General features: G+C 44.2%; 23 protein-coding genes and 2 tRNA genes. 9 read left to right on the top strand and 16 right to left on the bottom strand.

Annotation, left to right across the window (positions count from 1 at the left end):
* Nucleotides 1-110: 110 nt before the first annotated feature.
* Nucleotides 111-1,373 carry a hydroxymethylglutaryl-CoA reductase gene (locus tag ATG66_RS03340; RefSeq protein ID WP_098413951.1) on the top strand — a complete coding sequence of 421 codons (1,263 nt, stop codon included), beginning with the start codon at nucleotides 111-113 and terminating at the stop codon, nucleotides 1,371-1,373.
* Nucleotides 1,374-1,515: 142 nt separating this feature from the next.
* Here ATG66_RS03340 and ATG66_RS03335 read toward each other — a convergent pair whose 3' ends face one another.
* On the bottom strand, nucleotides 1,516-2,610 hold the full coding sequence (locus tag ATG66_RS03335) for a ketoacyl-ACP synthase III (RefSeq protein ID WP_098413950.1): 1,095 nt from the start codon (nucleotides 2,608-2,610) through the stop codon (nucleotides 1,516-1,518).
* A gap of 163 nt (nucleotides 2,611-2,773) precedes the next feature.
* On the opposite strand from ATG66_RS03335, the gene trxC reads away from it, so the two are divergent.
* Together trxC and ATG66_RS03325 are read left to right on the top strand one after the other, a co-directional pair.
* Nucleotides 2,774-3,208 carry a thioredoxin TrxC gene (trxC, locus tag ATG66_RS03330; RefSeq protein ID WP_098413949.1) on the top strand — a complete coding sequence of 145 codons (435 nt, stop codon included), beginning with the start codon at nucleotides 2,774-2,776 and terminating at the stop codon, nucleotides 3,206-3,208.
* Between the two features lie 173 nt (nucleotides 3,209-3,381).
* Entirely contained in the window at nucleotides 3,382-4,542 is a 1,161-nt protein-coding gene (locus ATG66_RS03325; protein WP_098413948.1) for an MFS transporter, read from the top strand.
* A gap of 54 nt (nucleotides 4,543-4,596) precedes the next feature.
* Here the strand turns inward: ATG66_RS03325 and ATG66_RS03320 are convergent, their stop codons facing one another.
* Entirely contained in the window at nucleotides 4,597-4,986 is a 390-nt protein-coding gene (locus ATG66_RS03320; protein ID WP_098413947.1) for a nitrous oxide-stimulated promoter family protein, read from the bottom strand.
* Between the two features lie 13 nt (nucleotides 4,987-4,999).
* Nucleotides 5,000-5,509, bottom strand: a complete 510-nt coding sequence (locus ATG66_RS03315) for a GNAT family N-acetyltransferase (RefSeq protein WP_098413946.1) — start codon at nucleotides 5,507-5,509, stop codon at nucleotides 5,000-5,002.
* 121 nt (nucleotides 5,510-5,630) lie between these two features.
* Here ATG66_RS03315 and ATG66_RS03310 point away from each other — a divergent pair, with 121 nt between their 5' ends.
* Nucleotides 5,631-5,822 (top strand): DUF2986 domain-containing protein, encoded by a 192-nt coding sequence (locus ATG66_RS03310; RefSeq protein WP_098413945.1) that lies wholly within the window; start codon nucleotides 5,631-5,633, stop codon nucleotides 5,820-5,822.
* A 248-nt stretch (nucleotides 5,823-6,070) separates the two neighbouring features.
* The gene (locus ATG66_RS03300; protein ID WP_098413944.1) at nucleotides 6,071-7,402 is read left to right on the top strand and encodes an anaerobic C4-dicarboxylate transporter; all 1,332 of its coding nucleotides are present in this window, start codon (nucleotides 6,071-6,073) and stop codon (nucleotides 7,400-7,402) included.
* Nucleotides 7,403-7,514: 112 nt separating this feature from the next.
* On the opposite strand, the gene ATG66_RS03295 is transcribed toward ATG66_RS03300, so the two are convergent.
* Nucleotides 7,515-8,003, bottom strand: a complete 489-nt coding sequence (locus tag ATG66_RS03295) for a LabA-like NYN domain-containing protein (protein WP_098413943.1) — start codon at nucleotides 8,001-8,003, stop codon at nucleotides 7,515-7,517.
* 119 nt (nucleotides 8,004-8,122) lie between these two features.
* Between ATG66_RS03295 and ATG66_RS03290 the strand changes: the two genes are divergently transcribed.
* The 4 genes from ATG66_RS03290 to cueR all read left to right on the top strand — a co-directional run bounded on the left by ATG66_RS03290 (nucleotide 8,123) and on the right by cueR (nucleotide 10,482).
* Nucleotides 8,123-8,563 carry a DUF4174 domain-containing protein gene (locus ATG66_RS03290; RefSeq protein WP_098413942.1) on the top strand — a complete coding sequence of 147 codons (441 nt, stop codon included), beginning with the start codon at nucleotides 8,123-8,125 and terminating at the stop codon, nucleotides 8,561-8,563.
* A 275-nt stretch (nucleotides 8,564-8,838) separates the two neighbouring features.
* Complete coding sequence (gene rnk / locus ATG66_RS03280) at nucleotides 8,839-9,246, top strand: nucleoside diphosphate kinase regulator (RefSeq protein WP_098413940.1); 408 nt, start codon at nucleotides 8,839-8,841, stop codon at nucleotides 9,244-9,246.
* A 349-nt stretch (nucleotides 9,247-9,595) separates the two neighbouring features.
* A complete protein-coding gene (locus tag ATG66_RS03275) occupies nucleotides 9,596-9,844 on the top strand; it encodes a YgjV family protein (protein WP_098413939.1) in 249 nt (82 codons plus the stop codon).
* Between the two features lie 251 nt (nucleotides 9,845-10,095).
* Complete coding sequence (gene cueR / locus ATG66_RS03270) at nucleotides 10,096-10,482, top strand: Cu(I)-responsive transcriptional regulator (protein WP_098413938.1); 387 nt, start codon at nucleotides 10,096-10,098, stop codon at nucleotides 10,480-10,482.
* Between the two features lie 58 nt (nucleotides 10,483-10,540).
* Here cueR and vctC read toward each other — a convergent pair whose 3' ends face one another.
* The 12 genes from vctC to ATG66_RS03210 all read right to left on the bottom strand — a co-directional run bounded on the left by vctC (nucleotide 10,541) and on the right by ATG66_RS03210 (nucleotide 21,660).
* Nucleotides 10,541-11,296: an iron chelate ABC transporter ATP-binding protein VctC gene (gene vctC / locus ATG66_RS03265; protein WP_098413937.1), complete on the bottom strand. Its 756-nt coding sequence runs from the start codon at nucleotides 11,294-11,296 to the stop codon at nucleotides 10,541-10,543.
* A 2-nt stretch (nucleotides 11,297-11,298) separates the two neighbouring features.
* On the bottom strand, nucleotides 11,299-12,249 hold the full coding sequence (gene vctG, locus ATG66_RS03260) for an iron chelate uptake ABC transporter permease subunit VctG (protein ID WP_098413936.1): 951 nt from the start codon (nucleotides 12,247-12,249) through the stop codon (nucleotides 11,299-11,301).
* A complete protein-coding gene (vctD, locus tag ATG66_RS03255; RefSeq protein WP_098413935.1) occupies nucleotides 12,242-13,177 on the bottom strand; it encodes an iron chelate uptake ABC transporter permease subunit VctD in 936 nt (311 codons plus the stop codon). Before vctD ends, vctG begins: the two co-directional genes overlap by 8 nt.
* A 22-nt stretch (nucleotides 13,178-13,199) precedes the next feature.
* Nucleotides 13,200-14,108, bottom strand: a complete 909-nt coding sequence (locus ATG66_RS03250) for a siderophore ABC transporter substrate-binding protein (RefSeq protein WP_098413934.1) — start codon at nucleotides 14,106-14,108, stop codon at nucleotides 13,200-13,202.
* Nucleotides 14,109-14,478: 370 nt separating this feature from the next.
* Nucleotides 14,479-15,495 (bottom strand): substrate-binding domain-containing protein, encoded by a 1,017-nt coding sequence (locus ATG66_RS03245; RefSeq protein WP_098413933.1) that lies wholly within the window; start codon nucleotides 15,493-15,495, stop codon nucleotides 14,479-14,481.
* Nucleotides 15,496-15,536: 41 nt separating this feature from the next.
* Entirely contained in the window at nucleotides 15,537-16,454 is a 918-nt protein-coding gene (gene rbsK / locus ATG66_RS03240) for a ribokinase (RefSeq protein WP_098414508.1), read from the bottom strand.
* A 176-nt stretch (nucleotides 16,455-16,630) separates the two neighbouring features.
* The gene (gene rbsB / locus ATG66_RS03235; protein ID WP_098413932.1) at nucleotides 16,631-17,509 is read right to left on the bottom strand and encodes a ribose ABC transporter substrate-binding protein RbsB; all 879 of its coding nucleotides are present in this window, start codon (nucleotides 17,507-17,509) and stop codon (nucleotides 16,631-16,633) included.
* A 95-nt stretch (nucleotides 17,510-17,604) separates the two neighbouring features.
* The gene (gene rbsC / locus ATG66_RS03230; RefSeq protein WP_098413931.1) at nucleotides 17,605-18,588 is read right to left on the bottom strand and encodes a ribose ABC transporter permease; all 984 of its coding nucleotides are present in this window, start codon (nucleotides 18,586-18,588) and stop codon (nucleotides 17,605-17,607) included.
* Entirely contained in the window at nucleotides 18,585-20,090 is a 1,506-nt protein-coding gene (gene rbsA / locus ATG66_RS03225; RefSeq protein WP_098413930.1) for a ribose ABC transporter ATP-binding protein RbsA, read from the bottom strand. The genes rbsC and rbsA overlap by 4 nt, the downstream gene beginning before the upstream one ends.
* 23 nt (nucleotides 20,091-20,113) lie before the next feature.
* Nucleotides 20,114-20,533 (bottom strand): D-ribose pyranase, encoded by a 420-nt coding sequence (rbsD, locus tag ATG66_RS03220; protein WP_098413929.1) that lies wholly within the window; start codon nucleotides 20,531-20,533, stop codon nucleotides 20,114-20,116.
* Between the two features lie 932 nt (nucleotides 20,534-21,465).
* Nucleotides 21,466-21,539, bottom strand: a tRNA-Cys gene (locus ATG66_RS03215).
* Nucleotides 21,540-21,573: 34 nt separating this feature from the next.
* A tRNA-Leu gene (locus ATG66_RS03210) sits at nucleotides 21,574-21,660 on the bottom strand.
* Nucleotides 21,661-21,706: the final 46 nt, after the last annotated feature.

Below are 21,706 nucleotides of genomic sequence, written 5' to 3'. Positions count from 1 at the left end.
TCCATCAAACATGGTCAACCAGTGGTATTTGTTGCAAAACGTATCATCAGCGTTGTAATCAAAGCCGCAATCACTACAATCTCTGATTCGATTTTTCAGTTAACGTTTGTATGCCGAAGTTAAACCACAATAACACCATCCAAAGCTCCGCCTTTTCCGATATTGAGGCCAGTGATAAGATTCAATCGGCGTTAGAACCGAAGTTTCACAAGCCAGAAAAGCGCCTCTGCTTGAGCCCTTCGCTATCGGACAAACATTTAGCGCGTCGCTGGCAAGTATTAGAGGGAACGACAAACAAAGATCTTCTTCTCGATCCTTTTACTCAGTCACATTGCGCATCTTATTCTACTAATATTGAGCACTTTATCGGCACCGTAAATGTGCCGGTCGGTATCGCCGGCCCTTTGCGCGTTAACGGTTTATACGCAAATGGTGACTTTTTAATACCTCTTGCAACCACTGAAGCCGCATTAGTCGCCTCATACAATCGCGGTGCCAACTTGATCACTGCCGCTGGTGGTGCAAGTGCGTTGTTACTCAGCGAAGGCGTGAGCCGAACACCGGTATTTGCCTTTAATAACCTTGCCGATGCGGGCCAATTTGTAGGTTGGTTTGTGACTCAGTTTGATGTCTTTCGTCAAATTGCGCACTCCACGACAGCGCACGGCAAGCTTAAAGACATCAACGTGAATATCGAAGGGAATCACGTCTATCTGGTTTTCGAGTACATTACGGGTGATGCTTCAGGTCAAAATATGGTGACTATAGCGACAAACGCGGTGTTCCATCATATTTTGGCGGCCAGCCCACTCAAACCTATTGAAGCATTCTTAGACGGAAATTTATCAGGCGACAAAAAGCCGAATGCGCATACGTTGCGTTCTGTTCGTGGTAAAAAAGTCTCTGCTGAAGTAACGATCCCCGCCGAGTTGATAGAGAAATATCTGCATACAACACCACAATCTATGGTGCAATTTGGCAAAATGACCACGGTTGGTGGCTTGCTCAGCGGTACTATTGGTGTCAATGCGCATTATGCCAATGCCCTAGCGGCACTTTATATTGCTTGCGGGCAAGATGCAGCTTGCGTTGCAGAATCAGCCGTTGGCATCACACGTATGGATGTGAATGCTCAGGGAGATTTATACGCCTGCGTTACTCTACCTAATATTATGGTCGGAACGGTGGGTGGAGGAACTGGGCTGCCAACTCAAAAGGCATGTTTGGACATTTTAGGATTGTATGGTAATGGCAAAGCAAAAGCATTGGCTGAAGTAACCGCTGCACTTTGTCTTGCAGGTGAGCTTTCTATTGTGGGGGCATTCTGCGCCGATCATTTTTCTCGTGCTCATCATAAACTCGCTCGAGGTTAATATAACAGCGCCATAGAGACGGCTAAACAGTCGCAACCTTGTCGTGTCACATCTCTTAAATGGTATTGTAGGCTCATTCCACTTAGCCATTAGAAAGGGAGCTTCAAGGCTCCCTGCTCAATTTAGTCTTACCGCCATGGATTTAAGTGTCGTCGCGACGACGCTCATTACATAACGTAATCGCGCGCTCAAGTAATTCCAATGCTGATTGTTCACATTCAGGTAATACGGCCTCACTCTCAGCAACAGGCGTTACACGGTCACCCCACTTCAATACCGCTGCGCCCCATGTCAAACCAGCACCAAATGCCGCAAGTAACATGTTATCACCTGGATTTACTCGCCCTTGCTCTACCGCTTCACACAGTGCAATTGGTACAGTTGCGGCCGACGTGTTGCCGTAGTTTTGAATGTTGACAAACGCTTTCTCTTGCGGGATACCGGATAGATCACACAAAGCTTGAATAATGCGGATGTTCGCTTGGTGTGGTATCACCACATCAATTTGGTCTGTGGCTAACTGTGATGCTTTTAGTACCGTTTTCGCAGCAAGTCCCATGCCTTTTACCGCACGTTTAAAGATTTCTTGTCCTACAAAGTTGAAGTCCCAGTAACCATTATCTTCGGCAAAACGATCCATACAAGTGCCAAACTTTGGTACAGACAGAATGTCGCGGCCTTTTGCGTCACAGCCAATTTGAGCTTGGAGTAGGCCCGTTTCTTTTTCCGTTCTTGAAAGCACAACCGCTCCAGCACCATCACCGAACAATACAGCGGTATCACGCATTGCCCAATCAATATAGAAAGAGAGTCTTTCTGCACCGATGATGAGCGCGTGGCGATAATTACCAGACTGAATCAAACGCGTGCCAGTTTCTAGGCCGTAAACAAAGCCAGTACATGCGGCATTTAGATCAAACGCAGCAACTGAACGAATGCCCAAGTTTTGCTGCACTTTCGATGCTATGTTTGGAATCAGTGAATCCGGAGAACATGTCGCAACGATGATGAGATCAATCTCGCCAGCTTCTACGCCTGAGCGCGCCAGGGCGTGTTGTGCCGCGACGGTTGCCATATCCGAAGTATTTACATGGCTGATGCGGCGATTTTCAATACCTGTACGCGTACGAATCCACTCGTCTGAAGTATCAAGGAAAGTACTAAGATCATCGTTAGAGAGCACGGCTGGCGGAACACATTTCCCCCAACCTGTAATTTCAGCATAGTAATTTGTCATCACAGACCTATTTATTGTTGTATTTTAATGAAATTTCTTAGAACCTTAGGCTCAAATATAAACCTGCTATGTGTTATTTCGGCAGGTTAAAAAATCAGTATACAAATAATGAGGCTGACTGGTAAGTCATGTTTCATTAAGTTGTCATAAAGAGGAAGAAGCCATGTCATCGTTTAAAACTCGTTGTCCGTCTTGTGGCGGTTTAAACCGTGTCCCTAATGAACGCGTTGCAGAGCCTGCAACTTGCGGCAAATGCAAAAGTGCGCTTTTGGATGGTACACCTATCGAGGGAACACAAAATAACTTTTCTTTTCTATTACAAAGTGATATGCCCGTTGTCGTCGATTTCTGGGCCCCTTGGTGTAACCCATGCATTGGTTTTGCCCCAGTTTTCTCTGATGTCGCGCAAGAGCAAGCAGGTACGGTTCGTTTTGTTAAGATTGATACTGAAGCGCAACAAGAACTTGCCGCACAATTTGGTATTCGAAGCATCCCGACCATTATGGTTTTTAAGAACGGTCAACGTGTTGATATGATCAATGGTGCGCTGCCTAAAAATCAATTTAATCAATGGTTAAATCAAGCGCTTAATAAGTAACTGACTACGCCAGCCGCTTTTTCGACTGGCGTTTTATGCATCGCCTACCCTATAAAATTAATAAATAATATTTGTCGAAACGACTTAAATTATTCATTTTACTTACCCGATCATTAGCCTAATATTCGCGCCGATTAACTCTCAGATTTAACTTAACTTATAGGCGCAAAACAGTGGAAAATACAGTCGTTCCTGCAGCATCACCACGAGTTACAGTTCCAGTCGTCGCACTGTCTCTTTATGCGGTGGCTTCGGGCTATTTAATGAGCTTGATCCCTCTCATGCTCAGTGAATACAACATCTCGGCTGATTATGCGAGTTGGTTGGCGAGTGTATTTTATGGCGGTCTCTTGACTGGTGCGATGTTTATCGAACGCATCGTTCGTCAGGTGGGTCACCGTAAAGCGTTTATTGGCTGCTTAGCCGCACTATCGCTAACGATTATAACGCTACCAGTTTTTGCTAATGCTCTGGTATGGCTTGTTGCGCGTTTTATCGCGGGTGTCGCCGTTGCGGGGGTTTTTGTCATCGTAGAGTCTTGGCTAATGGCCGGTGACGAAGCATCACGCGCGAAACGCTTGAGCTTATATATGCTATCACTGTACGGTGGTTCTGCATTGGGCCAATTTGGCATTGGTGTGCTTGGCGTAAGTGGCGGTGTTCCGTTTATTGCGATCACAACGTTGATCTTAATGGCCATGTTGGTACTGATGTTCATTGATTGTGAGCAACCAAACAGTCATGAATCAACGCCATTGTCGTTTAAACAAATTGCCAAGCTAAACCATGCTGCAATTATTGGTTGTGTCGTTTCTGGCTTAACCTTAGGTGCGATCTACGGCCTTATGCCAGTTGAACTGACTAACCGTAAAATCAATAACCAAGATATTGGCACATTAATGGCGTTGGTCATCTTAGGTGGCATGTTGGTTCAACCAGTGGTCACCACATTAAACAAATACATGAGTCGCACAGTGCTTATGCTGCTCTTCTGTATTTTGGGTATTTTTTCAATCGGATTGACTTTTATTTCATCGTCAGCCGTTGTGTTGGCTGCTGCACTTTTCTTTTTAGGCGCAGCAACATTTGCCTTGTACCCTATTGCAATTAACCTTGGCTGTGAAGGGCTTGATGAGCGCTTTATTGTGTCGGCAACCCAAGTGATGCTATTTAGTTACAGCATTGGTTCCGTGGTTGGTCCGGTAGTGGCGGATAAGTTCATGGGGCAAGAGCATGGCTTGTTGGGCTACTTGTTTGCTGCCTTAGTGGCGACTGGTGTATACATGTTGCTCGTCGCAAGCAAAAGTAAACAGCACATGGCGGCAGGTCTATAATAGACATTAACATTGCCATTGAATAAGAAGCGAGGGCCTGATGCCCTCGCTTTTTTATTTCTCTGTTTTACCTTTGGATAAACGTCGATGACGGTTTGATACATTCGCGGCAGGTTTCTCCGGCACCGCCCGTTTTTCGTGGAGCAAATGTCGAATCGCCAAAATGGGATGTTTAAGCAACATTCTCGGCCCCGAATAACGCATCACCAAACGCATTTGCTCTTTTGGCTCTGGCTTATAGCAATGAATTGGACACTGATTGCACGTAGGTTTGTCCTCGCCATAAGGGCAACGATCAAGCCGGACTTCTGCGTAGTCCAATAGCTCACGACATTCGACACACAATTCGTTCTGGGTAGCATGATGATGGTGACAGTAAACCTCAACCATTGCCTTCACGGTTTTAAATTCTGTCGCGAGTTTGCCTCGTAAAATATCACTCATGGTTTATCCGAAGTCACAATTTGGTTATGTAGAGTTCTAGCGTGCGACCATTATCGTACTGCTGCTCTACGCGTTCAAACTCAAAACCCAGTTTTTTGAGCAAACTGATACTACGACTATTATCATTATTCGTAATGGCGACCAGCTTTTCGAGTTGCATTTCCTCTTTGGCATACGTTAACGTGGCTTGGGCAGCCTCTATTCCAAAGCCTTGCTCATACGCCGATGGAAGAAAACCATACCCAAGATCATAATCATTTAATGTATCACGCTTTACTAAGCCACAAATGCCGATTGGGCGGCCATTGCCTTGCGTTTCAACCACCAACAAGCTGACCCCTTTTAGTTCTTGCATTCGCAGCATGTTTTGTTGGATGTAACGGGCGGCCTCGTCAGTGGTGCGGATTTGTTTATCACCGACAAAACGATAAAAGTCTGGATGGTTGTAGAGTTCCAATATGAACGGCGCGTCATCGACACTCACAAGACGTAATTTCAGACGTTCGGTGATCAGTGTTTTCATATAAACTCCAGTAATACTCTAAAAAAGAGGTCTATTGTTGTTGGCATACGCTAGGGCGTATTTAGTTGTAACTTGGTAAAAAAATCACTATGCTGCCTCGCTAAATTAAAGGACCACCACCATGAACCGCAAGAAGAAAATCAATCAAATCTTAAAAGCAAAGCAGAAACAACATAACGCGAAGCTACATAAGAGTAATAAGCCACGCTACATTTCCAAAGCTGAGCGTGCAAATATGGAAGCTGAAGAGCAGCAGAACCAATCATCGACGTCATCAGAAGGCACGGTTGATTTGGGCGTAAATCAAGATTAAAAGCAACAAACCGTGGTATATCGTCGCATTGACAAGCGATGCATTCGTAAAAAGACACAGCATGAAAACACCTTGATAAAACCACGTTAACGGTTCCTTGCTGTAACGTGAGTTATTACCAATTATTCGACATTGCTGGTTCTTATCTAATGGAATGTGAACAACATGGGGTATTTTCTTCTGAATATCAGGACAATGTGATTAGGTAGTTGGCTATATAGCCCTTTGTTTTGAATAAGGAAATCCACATGTTGTATCTTGAGTTTCTATTTTTACTTGTGATGCTGTATATCGGCTCACGTTATGGGGGCATAGGCCTCGGGGTCGTATCTGGTATCGGTCTCGTTGTCGAAGTATTCATCTTTAAGATGCCGCCAACCTCTCCTCCTGTAACCGTGATGTTAATCATTTTGGCGGTCGTAACCTGTGCATCGATCCTTGAAGCCGCAGGTGGTTTAAAATACATGCTGCAAGTCGCAGAACGTGTGTTACGTAAGAATCCGAAGCGAGTGACACTCATTGCACCATTTGTGACTTACTTCATGACGTTTCTTCTTGGTACGGGTCATGCGGTTTATTCCATCATGCCAATCATTGGCGACGTCGCACTGAAAAACGGGATTCGACCAGAACGCCCAATGGCTGCAGCATCCGTAGCATCTCAAATCGCTATTACCGCCTCTCCTATTTCTGCTGCCGTCGTTTACTACCTTGCTCAGTTGTCTCACATCCAACATGAAATCACACTGCTTTCTATTCTTCTTGTAACCGTTCCAGCAACGCTGTTTGGTACATTATTGATGTCACTTTACAGCTTAAAACGCGGTAAAGAATTGGAAGACGACGAACAATATCAAGCACGCTTAAAAGATCCGATATGGCGCGAGAAGATCTTAAACACAACCGCAACGTCACTTGACGAAGTGCTACCAACAAGTGCTCGCAACTCAGTACTGCTGTTCATCCTCTCGATTTTAGTGATTGTCGTTATCGCGATGTGGCCAGAAATACGCACTATTGTTGATGGCTCTAAGCCAATCAGCATGGCCGTTGTGATCCAAATGATGATGCTCTGCTTCGGTGGTATTATCCTTCTTGCGACAAAAACAGATCCTCGTAACGTACCAAATGGGGTGGTATTCAAATCTGGTATGGTGGCGGCAATCGCAATCTTCGGTATCGCTTGGATGTCAGACACTTACTTCCAATACGCAATGCCGCAGTTTAAATCTGGTATCGTCGATATGGTCACGAATTACCCGTGGACGTTTGCACTTGCATTATTCATTGTATCGGTAGTTGTAAACTCTCAAGCAGCAACGGCACGCATGATGTTGCCTGTTGGTTTGGGCTTGGGTCTTGACCCTGCTCTGCTTATCGGCTTAATGCCAGCAGTGTACGGTTACTTCTTTATTCCCAACTACCCGTCCGATATCGCAACAGTGAACTTCGATTCATCGGGTACAACAAAGATTGGCAAATGGTACTTTAACCACTCATTCATGGCCGTCGGTTTGATAGGTGTAATTGGGGCGTGTTGTTTAGGTTACGTCTTAGGACAGATCATCATTCCTGCATAGATAACCGTTAAGGTGAGTTTAAAAGGCGAGTCATTGTACGTTTACGTACTGCCTGAAGTGACTCGCCTTTTTCTTTGCTTGCTAGTGCTGTTCTTAAATTAACCGATACCTTCTACAGCAGAAAATCTTCATCAATGGCAACAAAGTGATCGGCACAATCAACCAGCGTTTGCGAGGTTAGCCTTGGCACGCCATACACTGCCACTTTCTTGTTATAGCGTTGCTGAATACGCTCCACAAGCAAGCTAAAATCCCCATCGCCAGAGACTAAAATCACACTATCCACGTCCGGAGCTATCTCAATCGCATCTAAGGTGATGCCGACGTCCCAGTCGCCTTTCGCACTGCCATCTCGGCGCTGAATGTAAGGTTTGAGCATTACTTCAAAGCCCACCCCTCGTAAAATATGATGAAACTGACGCTGTTTGGGGTCATTGCTGGCAATAGCATAGGCTTTCGCGCTAACGACCTCTCTGTCTTGTGTCGCGACGTACCAAAACTGGTTGTAGTCAAAGTGGCGGCGGTAGGCTTCCCGACAGGTGTAATACACATTCTGCACATCAACCAAAATCGCGATCTTTTGTTTGCTTTCCGGATTCATCTATTTATACGCTTGGTTTATTTGCTGCCTACCCTAAGCCAGTTTTCGGAAAAGCACAATGAGCCAATTCCACTAAACTTAACGTATAAATGATTACTTGCGTTTCTAGGAGAGCGGTCATGAGTGGGAAGTTATTAGTGATAATACTTTGTGGTATCTTGTCATCGACTGTATTTGGCTACCCAGCCAACTCAAAATATTGGCCACACCGAAGTGTTCTCTACTTTGCGCCAGAAAATGACGAGCATGTTAAGCAATTCTTATTAGAAACACTGATGAATGAATGTCAGCTCATCGATCGTGATATTGTCACCTTAGTGATCACAGAAGATGGGTATACATCTCCTGCTTGGTTGAAAGAAGAGTTTGATTTATCAACGCTTGCAAAACTTTATCGCGTAAAAGAGGGGGCTCATACCGCTATTTTGCTTGGTAAAGATGGTCAAGAAAAATACCGCTGGGGCGCAGAAACAGACTGGCAGTTCATTAACCAATTAATTGACCAAATGCCGATGCGCAAGCAAGAAATGCAAAGGCAGCGTAACCCTTGCAAAATATAATCCCCCTCCAGATCATCTTGTGCTGTTTTTACTAATGGGACGAAACACAGTGACCATCCACACCAAGTTGAATACATTATGAGTTAGATACAGCGGCAGGAAAATTTTAAAGAAATCAAACTTCACAATAAAAATCTTTTGCTGGCTTAGCGATTGTATAAAGACTAGAATCAGATATAGCTCATATGGAATAAACTCCATATGTTTGATAACGTAATTGACATATAGAGCGCCGTCCCATTTTGTGTGGCGGCCTTTTCTTTGGGAGTCATCAAATGTCAAAAAACAATTCTATCTACATTTCAAGTTTAGATATGAATAGAATCACAGCCCTGCTGGATAAGATGCCAAACATCGCTGCAGAGCTTGTTGATCTAGAAGCAGAACTCGACCGCGCAACCGTTCTTGAACCAGAACAAATGCCAGATAACGTGGTAACAATGAATTCGACAGTGGAATTTAAATTCTCTGGCGAAGATAGAACCATGACCAAAACCTTAGTTTATCCATCAGAGCTAAAAAGTAGTGATGATATTTCTATTTTTGCTCCTGTAGGCAGTGCCTTGATTGGTTTATCTGTCGGTCAAAAACTGGAGTGGCCAATGCCAAATAATCAAGTGAGAACAATTGAAATTGTCAATATCACTTACCAACCTGAGCGTTGTGGTGCACTAAACCGTTAACCTCAGTAGTCCCGGTGCAAAGGCCGCCTTTCTGACTTTGCACCAGGAGCGCTTTCCTCCTCAGGTCCCGACTCGCTTTTCCCTTTTTAGCGGTGTTTCATCTATTGTTGTTATCATTATTATCAATCAACATAATAAGTAAAATTATCAGTAATTCCCGCCCTAAACGTTTGCGTAATCGCTAACCTTCTCTTAACCTTGATCTGAGGCTTTTATCACGGTTTTTCCATTGATATAGTGCACCCATACAACAAAAATAAGACCATTCGAGGCATGGAGCTTCCTCATTAATCTCAAGATGAGAAGAATTGGTACCGACAGAATTCGGCAGATTTAAGAGGGTCAAAAAATGGACATGAATATGGTTGAGATTTTAGGATATGCTGCTTCAATCATGGTCGCTATTTCGCTAACTATGAAAGATATTGTTAAGCTTCGCATCATTAACTTTATTGGCTGCGCACTATTTACCGCTTACGGGATTTTGATTGATTCATGGCCTGTAGTGTTAACGAACGGCTTTATTGCATGCGTTAACGTATACTTCCTCGTTAAAATGCAACAGGAAAAAAAAAGTCTAGAACCTAAGAAAGCTTAATAGCATTCAAATTCAAAAAGCCCGAAAGTCATGAAACTACGGGCTTTTTTGCTTTTATTAAATAAATTTTTAATATCAGATTTGAATTATCGCCAAGCGCGATAATTCAGTGTTAAGAAATAGGGTAAAAATACTTTAAAACAAGGCAAAAAACTTTCGATACGTCGAGATTCTGCAACCTTAAGGTTATTTGGGTATATCTCATCCACAACAAAGGTATATAATCGCCTTAAACGTTCTGGAGGTTAAACATGAATATTGGTGCTGTCGCTAAACTAACCGAGCTTTCATCTAAGTCGATTCGATTGTATGAAGACAAAGGGATCATTTCTCCACCTGCGCGCAGTGACTCTGGCTATCGAGAGTACTCAAATAATCATATTCAAGAACTTAACTTAGTCTCACGAGCAAAAAATGCTGGATTTTCGCTGCAAGAATGCAAAGAATTTGTACAGCTTGCCCATAACCCGAACCGTAAGAGCAGCGAAGTCAAAGCGCGAACAATGGATAAGCTGAAAGAAGTCGAAGAAAAAATCGCGCATCTAACCGAAATAAAAAGACAGCTTGAAGGTTGGGTATCTGCATGCCCAGGTGATGCGGAAAGCCGCTGTCCAATCATAGACGAGCTGACTAAATAAGCTCGTCTAACTCGCATTAGTGGACTCTTACGGCTAATGCGTATCAATCGATTATTTATTAGTGGTAAGTACACATACGTTTACCGTTTACCTCAATGATATTGAACGGCGTTTCGTAGATATCTTCTAGCGTCGTCGCCTGAATCACCTCTTCCACCACACCACTGGCCACCACTTTCCCTTGTTTGAGCGCTAAAATGGTATCAGAATAACACGCGGCAAAGTTGATATCGTGAATCACAATCACCATGGCTTTGTTCATATCATGAGCAAGCCTTTGTACGATTTTCATAATTTGTAGCGAGTGCTTAATGTCTAGGTTGTTGAGCGGCTCATCCAGAAAGACATAGTCCGTGTCTTGGGCAATAACCATAGCAATAAACGCCAACTGACGCTGCCCACCACTCAACTCATCTAAATATTTGTCTTGGATATCTTGTAGATCCAAATAATCGATAGCTTGTGCGATAACGGCGTCATCTTCTTTGGTTAGATTGCCTTTTGAATAAGGAAAACGGCCAAATGAAACCAACTCTTGCACCGTGAATCTCATCGTGATCGAGTTAGCTTGGCGAAGTACTGCCAATTTTTTTGCTAACTCTTTGGTATTCCATTCCGCAATTTCTTTACCGTCAATCATCACGCTACCACCATCTCGATCTGTTAATCGAGATGCCATGGAGAGCAACGTACTTTTCCCAGCACCATTCGGACCAATGATGGATGTCACTTTGCCTTTTTCAAACTGCGTATTGGCTTCATCAACAACTCGGTTAAAGCCAAACGCCTTGGTTAATTTATCTATGACTATCATATTTATACGACTTTATTTTTCAGCAGCAGATACAAAAAGTACACACCGCCCAGAAAGTTAATCACAACGCTTAAGGTGGTCTCAAAACTGAATATATTCTCGATTATCCATTGCCCAGCCAACAACGAGGCAATGGATAATAGCGAACACCCCACCAGTAAGGTTTTGTGTTGGTAACTACGGAATAGTTCGCGACTCAAATTCGTCACGAGTAAACCAAAGAACATGATCGGGCCAACAAGTGCCGTTGAAATTGCGATCAATACTGCTGACACCATAAACGCATTTCGCGTCACTTTAGAGACATCGACGCCCAGGCTTTTCGCGTTATCTTGATCGAGCCAAAATACATCCAAGGTGCGATGCATTCTAAATAACAACCAGGATGCAAACATCAAAATCGGTGCGCTTAAATAGACAAGGTTCACCTTCACATTATTGAAGCTGGCATACAATTTCGATTGAACAAACGCAAATGTGTTCGGATCCATCAACAATGAGAAAAATGACGCAATATTGGAAAAGAGCTGACCAAAGATCAACCCCACCAGTAACAACGTGATCAGGTTGCGACTGCCTTTGGAAAAATAAAACCCAAATAATAACAATGAGAACGACACCATCACTAACACAGCCACAGTGAAGTTAACGTAGAGGTTGAGAGCCAATGTACTTAAGCCACCAAAAAGCAAAACAATCAAAATTTGGGTTAACACATATAACGCATCAAACCCCATGATACTTGGCGTTAAGATCCGGTTATGCGTGATGGTCTGAAACACCAATGAAGATTGCGCAATTGCCACACCGGCCAACATCATCGCAAGAACTTTCGGCACTCGTCGTGATAAAAAGTACTGGTAGTTGTCAGCCGTCAACCCTAAACCAATAAACAAAAATGCGAAGAGAACGGCGATACTGCCAAGCACCATCAGTTTCGTTGAGTCACGCATGCTGCTTACCTCGCAGCAACATCGTAATAAATACCACCCCACCTAAGATACTGATCACAATAGAGATCGGCATTTCGTGAGGAAAAATTATCAAACGACTAATTAAGTCACAACCTAACACCAAAATGGCACCAAACATGGCGGTTAACGGAATGTTGTTCTTAAGGTTATCGCCATAAAAATGACTCACGATATTTGGCACAATGAGGCCAAGAAATGGCAATTGACCCACAATCATGACGACACTCGCAGACATCATCGAAACCAACAGCACACCAATAGTCACAACTTGCTGATAGTTGAGTCCTAAGTTCACAGCAAAATCTTTTCCAATGCCTACCGCCGAGATTCTTGCCGCAAATAGGTAACTGAGCACCGCCATTGGCACAGCAATATAAAGCAGCTCAAAATCACCACGTAAAATATTGGCGAAATTGGCCACCGTCCATGCACTTAAGCTTTGCAGTGCATCATATTTGTAGGCAATGAATGTCGTCATAGAACCAATGACGTTGCCAAAAATGATCCCGACAAGCGGAACAAATATGACACTCTTGAATTGAATACGTTGAATGAAATGAATAAACGTCAACGTTCCAAGTATCGATACACCAAAGACCAGCCAAAGATGGTTTCCATTACCAAAAAAGACAACGCTCAGTACATACCCCAACATGGCACATTCAATTGTGCCAGTGGTTGATGGAGCGGCGAATCGGTTTTGACTGATTTGCTGCATTACAAGGCCAGCGATGCTTAGCCCAGCTCCAGCCAGCAAAATGGCGAACAAGCGTGGTATACGACTGGTAAAGAAAAGTTCCAGTGCTTTTGCATCGCCAGTGAATAATTGCTGAGGCGTCATATTTGCCACCCCAACAAATAAAGATACGATGCTTAAAACCACAAGGGTTAGCAATAACTTTTTCAAAGTTAACCTCTGCTATCTTGGGTTACAGTTCAACGGTTTGCTTAATCTCGCTCACCATTTTTTCGGTCGCGGTCACCCCTGACATTGCCAGATACCACGCATCCACATCTAAGTATTTGATTTTTTGATTCTTATACGCTGTTGTCGCTTTGACCAAATCGTTGTTCATTGACTTACGTACATCAAGGCCAGGTGTCGACGTCAGTGAGTTACGGTCAATCACCAGAATACTTTTCGGGTCAGCCTCACGGATAAATTCATAAGAAATAACGTCACCATGCGTACCCGTCTTAATGTTTTTAACCGTCTCGATAAAACCGAAATCCTTATAAATCACACCAAATCGGGACTGTGCCCCAAACGTACTGATGTTGTCACCAATACTTAAAATTGTCAGCGCATCATTATTGTTTGATTGGTTATAATCACGAATCGCTTTAAACTGGACATCAAGCGATTCAATTTTTTGTTCAACTTTGTCTTCAATATCAAAGATCTTACCGATGTTCCGCCATTGAGCTTGAGTACCTTCCCAGTAACCTTGATCTTTTTCCGCAGCAAAAACAACCGTTGGTGCAATCTCGCTCAGTTCTTCATATTTTGCAGAACCGCGCGGGCCAACCAAAATCAAATCGGGCTTTTGCGTGTAGATCGTTTCGAAGTCTGGTTCAGACAAACTGCCTGCGGAGGTATAGTTGTCTTTACTGTATTTCGAGAGATAACTGGGCAGGTGAGAAGCATTCGATACCGCAACAGGGTCAATGCCAAAACTGTTTAGAGCATCCAAAGGACCAAAACCGATCACCACCACACGCTTTGGCGATTGCTCTAACTCAGTCTTGCCCATGTAATGGTCAATAACAACATTAGCAGCGAAGGCAGGTGACACAGTAAACAGCGACAAAAGAGCCGTACTGACGAGCTTTTTCATTTTTATAATCCTTAATGAGTTCTATTATCATGCGCGTTCGCAATATAGCGCTACTCTTTAAAGCATTCAATAAAATTTAACCGCCTTTACATTGATTACATTTCTTTTGCCTCTATCCATATCAATGAGTTATGAAAGCCCTCTGCTAAAGTTCTGCAAGTATCAACCAAGCGAACGTATTCATTAAAGAGTTAGGGGAGAAATCTTTACACCATTATGAATGACATACTACAATCCAATGGCTGATAATGGCCACAAAGCGATCTCGGGGGGAGACGGGAGCGGACGAACTTAACGTAATGCTTTGATAGTAAGAATTGATTATATAATGAGAGATTTATCTTTAGATTTTGTTATTGAATATCACTGATTAAGTGCTTGAGTTTACTAGCTTGACACTCTTTCGTTCCACTAATGTCGGTTCCAGTTGCACGACTTGTGCGTCGGTCGATTTATCGTCCAACTTTCGAACTAACGTTTCGACAGCGGCTTGCCCAAGGCGATATTTAGGTTGGTGAATGGTGGTTAATGATGGCGACATAAACTTAGCAATGTGAATATCATCATAACCGATGATTGATAGCTGTTCAGGCACTTTAATTCCCAGTTCGTTAGCGGCGTTGATCACGCCCATTGCCATCATGTCATTCGAGACAAAAATAGAGCTCGGTAACGCCCCTCGCTGCACCATTTTCTTGAATGCCTGATACCCTCCCTCACATTCAAAATCAGCTTCGATGATCCAATCCGCACTAAACTCCAAGCCCGCTTCTATCATGGCGCGCTTGTAGCCTTCGTATCGCATCTGAGCTTGATGTTTAATCAGTGGTCCTGTGATACAACCGATTTCTTTATGACCGCAATCAATTAAGTACTTAGCTGCTAAATAGCCACCACGTAAGGAGTTATCTTGAATCTTATCACTGGTGAACAGCATTGGGCCCCAATCCATGACCACCACCGGAATGTCTGGGTAGCGCTCAAATACCTCAATGCGCTCCCCTTCTAAAGATGAACACATCAAGATCAAACCATCGACGCGCTTTTGCAATAACGTATTAATCGATTGACGCATTCGTTGGTTATCGCCTTCGGTGTTACACAGGATCAGACTGTAACCCTTGTGGTAACAACTGCGTTCAACGCCTTTTACCACTTCACCAAAAAATGGGTTAGTAGAGGTGGTTACTAACATACCAATGGTTTTGGTTCGGTTCACTTTAAGGCTGCGCGCCAAAGCAGATGGTGCGTAGTAGTGGAGTTCTTTTGCTGCGTTATTCACGCGTTCAGAGATCTCTTCGCTCACAAAACGGGTCTTGTTAATAACATGGCTCACTGTTGAAGTAGAAACCCCTGCCAGTTTTGCGATGTCTTTCATCGTCGCCATGTTATTACTCCTATTTTGACTCGGCTTTTTGCGGCTGATTCTTATTGTTCAGCGAGAAACGCGTCTACCTCTTCACGGGTCGGAATCGACGTCTGTGCGCCAAAGCGGGTAACAGAAATCGCTGCTGCCGCATGTGCAAACTTAATCGCTGATTCTAAAGGTAAATCCTCTAATAGACCAGCGACGAATGCGCCGTTGAAGGTGTCCCCTGCCGCGGTTGTATCCGTTGCGTCAACGCGGAAACCCGCAATCATTTCACCACGACCATTCTGGCTTAACCACACGCCTTTCGCCCCTAGTGTAATCATGACGATTTCAATGCCCTTAGAATGTAAAACATTCGCGGCTTCTTGCGCGCTGTCATTGTCAGTCACCATGACACCAGTTAAGGCTTCTGCTTCTGTCTCGTTAGGGGTAATAACATCGATACAAGCAAGTAACTCATCAGAAAGCTCATGCGCCGGAGCGGGGTTCAGAATTACATTGGTTTTAGCCTCTTTGGCTATGCGCGCGGCTTTCTCGATACCACACATCGGCGTTTCTAATTGCATTAACAGATAATCAGCTTGGCGAATACGTTCTAAATCTGGCTCAATCGCTTCGGCGGTCAGCTTGGCGTTCGCTTCAGCTGAAATACAAATACTGTTCTCACCGCTGTCCGATACTTGGATCATCGCAATGCCCGTAGGACAATTTGGTTGCATCTTGACACCCGTAATGTCGATGCCGTCCATGTTAAAGTTTTCACGAATATTGATGCCGAACGAGTCGTCACCCACGCAAGCAATAAAGCCGATATCAGTGTTTAATCGAGCGGCCGCTACCGCTTGGTTGGCGCCTTTACCACCTGGGATAACTTGATAGTTGCGACCATGTAGCGTCTCGCCGGGGCGAGGAAAAGAAGGCACTTGAAGAACATGGTCAGCGTTTACACTACCTAATACCACTAACTTATTCATACGGTTATCCTCGGTTCTGAATGAACCCTTTTTGAAAAATGTAATAGATGACTTTAACTTCTCTTTGGTATAGCGATAAAAAGCCAAAGGCATCTATTCTCGCTCTCCCCTCCTAAACGACAGATATAAACGGAGGAGAGAGCGAAGAAATTAGGACGCGTTAATTAACGTCAGGCTTATTTTGTGACCACTTTTAGTGGTACTGGGATGTACTCTTCCACTTTCTCGCCTTTTAATACTTTATCAGCCGTTTCAACACCAAGCGCACCGATAAGATCGGGTTGTTGCGCAATGGTTGCGGCTAGCTTGCCACGATTAACCGCAGCGATGCCGTCTTTTGTGCCATCAAAGCCTACAATCATCACATCTTTACCTGACGCTTGAACCGCACGCAGTGCACCTAACGCCATTTCATCATTCTGAGCGAATACCGCTTGAACATCAGGGTTCGCCGCCATTAAGTTCTCCATAACGTTAAGACCTTTGGTGCGGTCGAAGTCAGCTGGCTGGCTCGCAAGTAGGTTCATATCGCCACTCTTAACCGCATTCATAAAGCCCTCGCCGCGTTCACGCGCAGCAGAAGTACCCGCGATACCTTCGAGTTGGATGACTTTGGCTTTTTCGCCCACTTTTTCCATGATGTAGTGACCCGCCATCTCACCGCCAATTACGTTATCAGAGGCGATATGACTCACAACGTCACCACGGCTCGCACCACGGTCAAGTGTCAATACAGGGATATTAGAACGGTTTGCCATACGAATAGCATTTGAAACAGCATCGGAATCTGTAGGGTTAATCAGAATCGCTTTCACGCCGCGAATACTTAAATCTTCGATGTTTGAAAGCTCTTTACTCGGGTCATTTTGCGAGTCCAGTACAATCAAATCGTATCCCAATTCTTTCGCTTTCGCCTCCGCGCCGTCTTTCATCGTTACGAAGAACGGGTTATTGAGCGTGGATACAACAATCGCCATGGTATCTTGAGCTTGCGCCGCGACCGATACAGTGGAAGAAAGAAGTGCAGCAGAGATAAGAGTTGCCAATTTTTTCATCGTTCTAGTCCTTTGTGTAGGGTGAGCCAGTACATATCACCTGGCTCAGTTTGTATTCACAGATTTATATATATTTATAGGTAGATTGTTATGAATTACTTGTTTTTGTTGTCCACTAAAACCGCAAGCAAGATAACCACTGCTTTCGCAATCATTTGGTAGTAAGAAGAAACATCAAGTAGGTTTAGTGCATTGTTTAGGAAGCCGATAATCAAAGCACCGATGAGTGTCCCCATGATACGGCCTTTACCACCCATTAAGCTTGTACCGCCCAAAACAACGGCTGCGATGGCGTCTAGCTCGTAGCCCATGCCTGCGGTTGGCTGTGCAGAAGAGAGGCGAGAGGTAACAATAATACCCGCCAATGCTGCCAACATACCGCAGATGGCATACACGCCCATTTTTACACGGTCGACGTTAATGCCCGACAAACGAGCCGCAGATTCATTACCACCCACCGCGTAAACATAACGGCCAAAGCGAGTGTGATTAAGTAGGTACCAAGCTGCTGCAAACACAGCCACCATCAACCAAACTGGTACTGGAATACCAAGCGCGTAACCCGTACCAAACCATGCAAATGCGTCTGCTGTATCAGTAAAACCGGCCGAGATTGGGCGACCTTCGGTGTAAACCATCGTCACACCGCGTAATAGCGTCATGGTAACCAGCGTTGCGATAAAAGCTTGTACCTTGCCTTTCGCTATGATGATGCCGCTGATAGCGCCCAGAGCTGCGCCCGCGAACAAAGCCGTTGGGATAGCCACTAATACTGGTACTTCTATGGCAATTAAGCTAGCGGCAAAGGCCCCACAAAGCGCCAGTACCGAACCAACACTCAAGTCAATCCCCGCGGTTAAAATAACCAGTGTCATACCGACAGCAATAATCGCGTTGACGGAGGTTTGGCGAAGAATATTCAGAATGTTATCTAACGTAAAAAAGTTAGGATTTAAAAATGACACAACAACAATCAAAAATATTAAGGCAATCAGTGATTTCTGTTCAATCAACCATTCTTTATTCAGCAGCTTTTTGCTGACTGCTTCAGTCGGTTTGCTCATGGTATTGGTACTCATGCTGCTTCCTCATTTATCTTTTTGCCCACGGCACAGGCGAGTAGTTTTTCTTGATCGGCGTCTTTCGCATCGAATTCGCCTGTAATACGACCTTCATGCATCACGATAATACGGTCGCTCATCCCAAGCACTTCCGGCATCTCAGAAGAAACCAAGATGATGCTCATCCCTTCGGCTTTAAACTTATTGATCAATTGATAAATTTCTTTTTTGGCACCGACATCGACACCTCGTGTTGGCTCATCCAAAATCAAAACTTTAGGCTTCGTCATCAACCCTTTCGCAATCGCCACTTTCTGTTGATTACCACCCGAAAGGTTACCGATGATTTGGTCTCGAGTTGGTGTTTTAATATTGAACAGTTTGATAAAGTCTTCTACGGCAATCACTTCATCACCGTGTTGAATTTGGCAACCTTTGGTTAAATGGTTAAGCGCGCAAAGCGACATGTTTTCTTTAACCGATAATCCAAGAACTAAACCATCTCCTTTTCGATCTTCTGAAATGTAGGCGATACCGTTAGCCAAGCCATCTTGCGGACTAACCGGATTGACGCTTTTGTTATCTAGATTGATAACGCCACGCTCGCTTGGCAACGCACCGTAAATCACTTTCATTAACTCGGTACGACCCGCGCCCATCAAGCCAGAAATACCAAGGATTTCACCACGTTTTAAATTGAAACTCACATCTTGAACACCAGAGCCGGTCAACCCGATCACTTCTAAGCATGTTTCGCCGTGAGTCACATCAATACGTGGATACTGCTCTTCCAACTTGCGCCCTACCATCTTTTCGATCAGGCCATCTTCGTTGGTATCAGAGACTTGACACTCCCCAATAAACTTACCATCGCGAAGTATCGTGATGTCATCACAGATTTCAAAGATTTCTTTTAATCGGTGCGAGATGTAAACGATGCCGCAGCCTTGGTCACGAAGCTCATTGATGACTTTAAACAAAAACTCAGTTTCAGTATCGGTGAGGGCATCGGTCGGCTCATCCATGATGATCACTTTTGACTCAAAAGAGAGCGCCTTGGCTATTTCTACCATTTGTTGCTCACCTAGGCTTAAATCACCAAGCAAGGTTTTAGAACTGTGTTTTACATTCAAGCGTGCGAGAAGCTTATCGGCGGCTTGATACATTTTACTCCACTGAATACGGCCCATAGAGCCCGTAAATTCACGGCCTAGATAAATGTTTTCAGCAATGGTCAACTCAGGGATTAAGTTCAGCTCTTGGTGGATAATACTGATCCCAGCTTCTTGCGAATCACGCGGTCCTTTGAACGACGCTGGTTGACCTTGATATCGAATACTGCCGGCATCCAAGTGATAGATGCCGGTTAAAACCTTCATCAACGTGGACTTACCCGCCCCGTTCTCTCCCATGAGCGCCATCACGCGGCCCGGGTAAACGTTAAGGCTGGCTTTATCCAGTGCTTTAACACCAGGAAACGCTTTTTCGATGTCACTCAGTTGTAGGATAGCTTGAGTCATAATCTGTCCTCAAATTCTCTGGCTTAAAAAACCACACCAGCTTGGAAAATAACGTTCGCATATGGCGTACATTCGCCAGTACGAATGACGGCACGACTTTGTTGTGTGCGAACCTTAAATGCTTCGTGTGATACATAGCTGATCTCGATGGGTTTGCCGTTTTTTTCGCTTTCTTTACTCAATTCATCAAGCAGCGATTTATGTAACACAGGACTAAAGTCGGAAAACTCTTCAGCAATAATGACCCCTTCAATTTGTGACTCAGATAAAATCACTCGCACGGTATCAAGAAAGCTTGGAACACCATGAGTCAGCGCTAAATCAATCCGCTGTACATGTTCCGAGATCGGCAGGCCCGCATCACAAATCGTGATCTCATCCGTATGACCTAGCGTTGCAACTAAGTAAGAAATATCTGAGTTAATTAGGGTGCTTTTTTTCATCTTATTGACCTTTCGGTTACACGTTCATACAACCATGAGCGTCTGTTTTAAAGGGTTTTCATTATTAACAAAAAACTCATCGAAACGTTTCGATGCAATAATAATTCGCCGTGCTGATTTGACCAGCGCCGGATCGATAAGGTGTGAGAATGATCAGTAATTCAAACATCAACGCATAAGAAAACTTTACCTAAATCACACTTTCCATCGAAACGTTTCGATGGGAAAGATCCTGTCTGTATCACATGCGTTTTAACGTGAAGAAAGCGTCCTATTTCGGAGAGATTTTCCCGTTATCCAACAACCGTTCCGAGGCTCGTAACTTCCCTTCGCGAATTAATAGTCGTGTATTGCTGTGTGGTAGCATAGTGAATGAAATTAAGCCGCTATTGATGACTTTGACTTTCTAGCGTTATGGTGATGGTCAGCCAGGCGTCACCTACATCAACCATATAAGAGCGTGAGTGGACACACATAAATATTGTCTTAACCGTCAAGGACAGTGGAGGTTTCACCGCTGGTTTAAACTTGATTCTCAGTCTCATTATGCATTGGTTAAAAATATAAAATACGCACATGAACGATCTCGACAATCGATATTACTTCGATTAAACGACGATGAATCATGGATTAATGACGCCTCGACACTGTTCATTTACCGTCACTGATGAGCACCTTTCGTTATTGCGAAAGACAGACTATTCGGATCACAAGCAAAGAAAATGGGCATCACTCGACTGATACAATTGTGAATCAATTAAGATGGGCAAACTCACGATAGGTATTATCGTATAAAATATTGAATGGTAGTCAAACAAGCTGAATGATATCGAATAAGAAGTCGCGCGATAGATGCAGAAAAGATAAAAGGGATGAATCTTCAGACTTTGAAACGAAAAAAGCCAGTCATTGAAGACTGGCTTTTGAAATGATGGAGGCGCCTCCCGGAGTCGAACCGAGGTCCACGGATTTGCAATCCGCTGCATAGCCACTCTGCCAAGGCGCCTTGTCTGATTTATATCTCTATCAGAAAGAGTTGATGGTGCCCCGGGCCGGACTTGAACCGGCACAGCGCGAACGCCGAGGGATTTTAAATCCCTTGTGTCTACCAATTCCACCACCAGGGCAACGCAATCATGCGATGGTAACACCACCTGCCTCAACGAGCTTTGT

It is taken from the genome of Vibrio sp. ES.051, from assembly GCF_002563795.1.
Lineage (GTDB): Bacteria > Pseudomonadota > Gammaproteobacteria > Enterobacterales > Vibrionaceae > Vibrio.
Note: the sequence above shows the minus strand (reverse complement) of the source record. Positions and strands in the feature narration are given on the sequence as shown.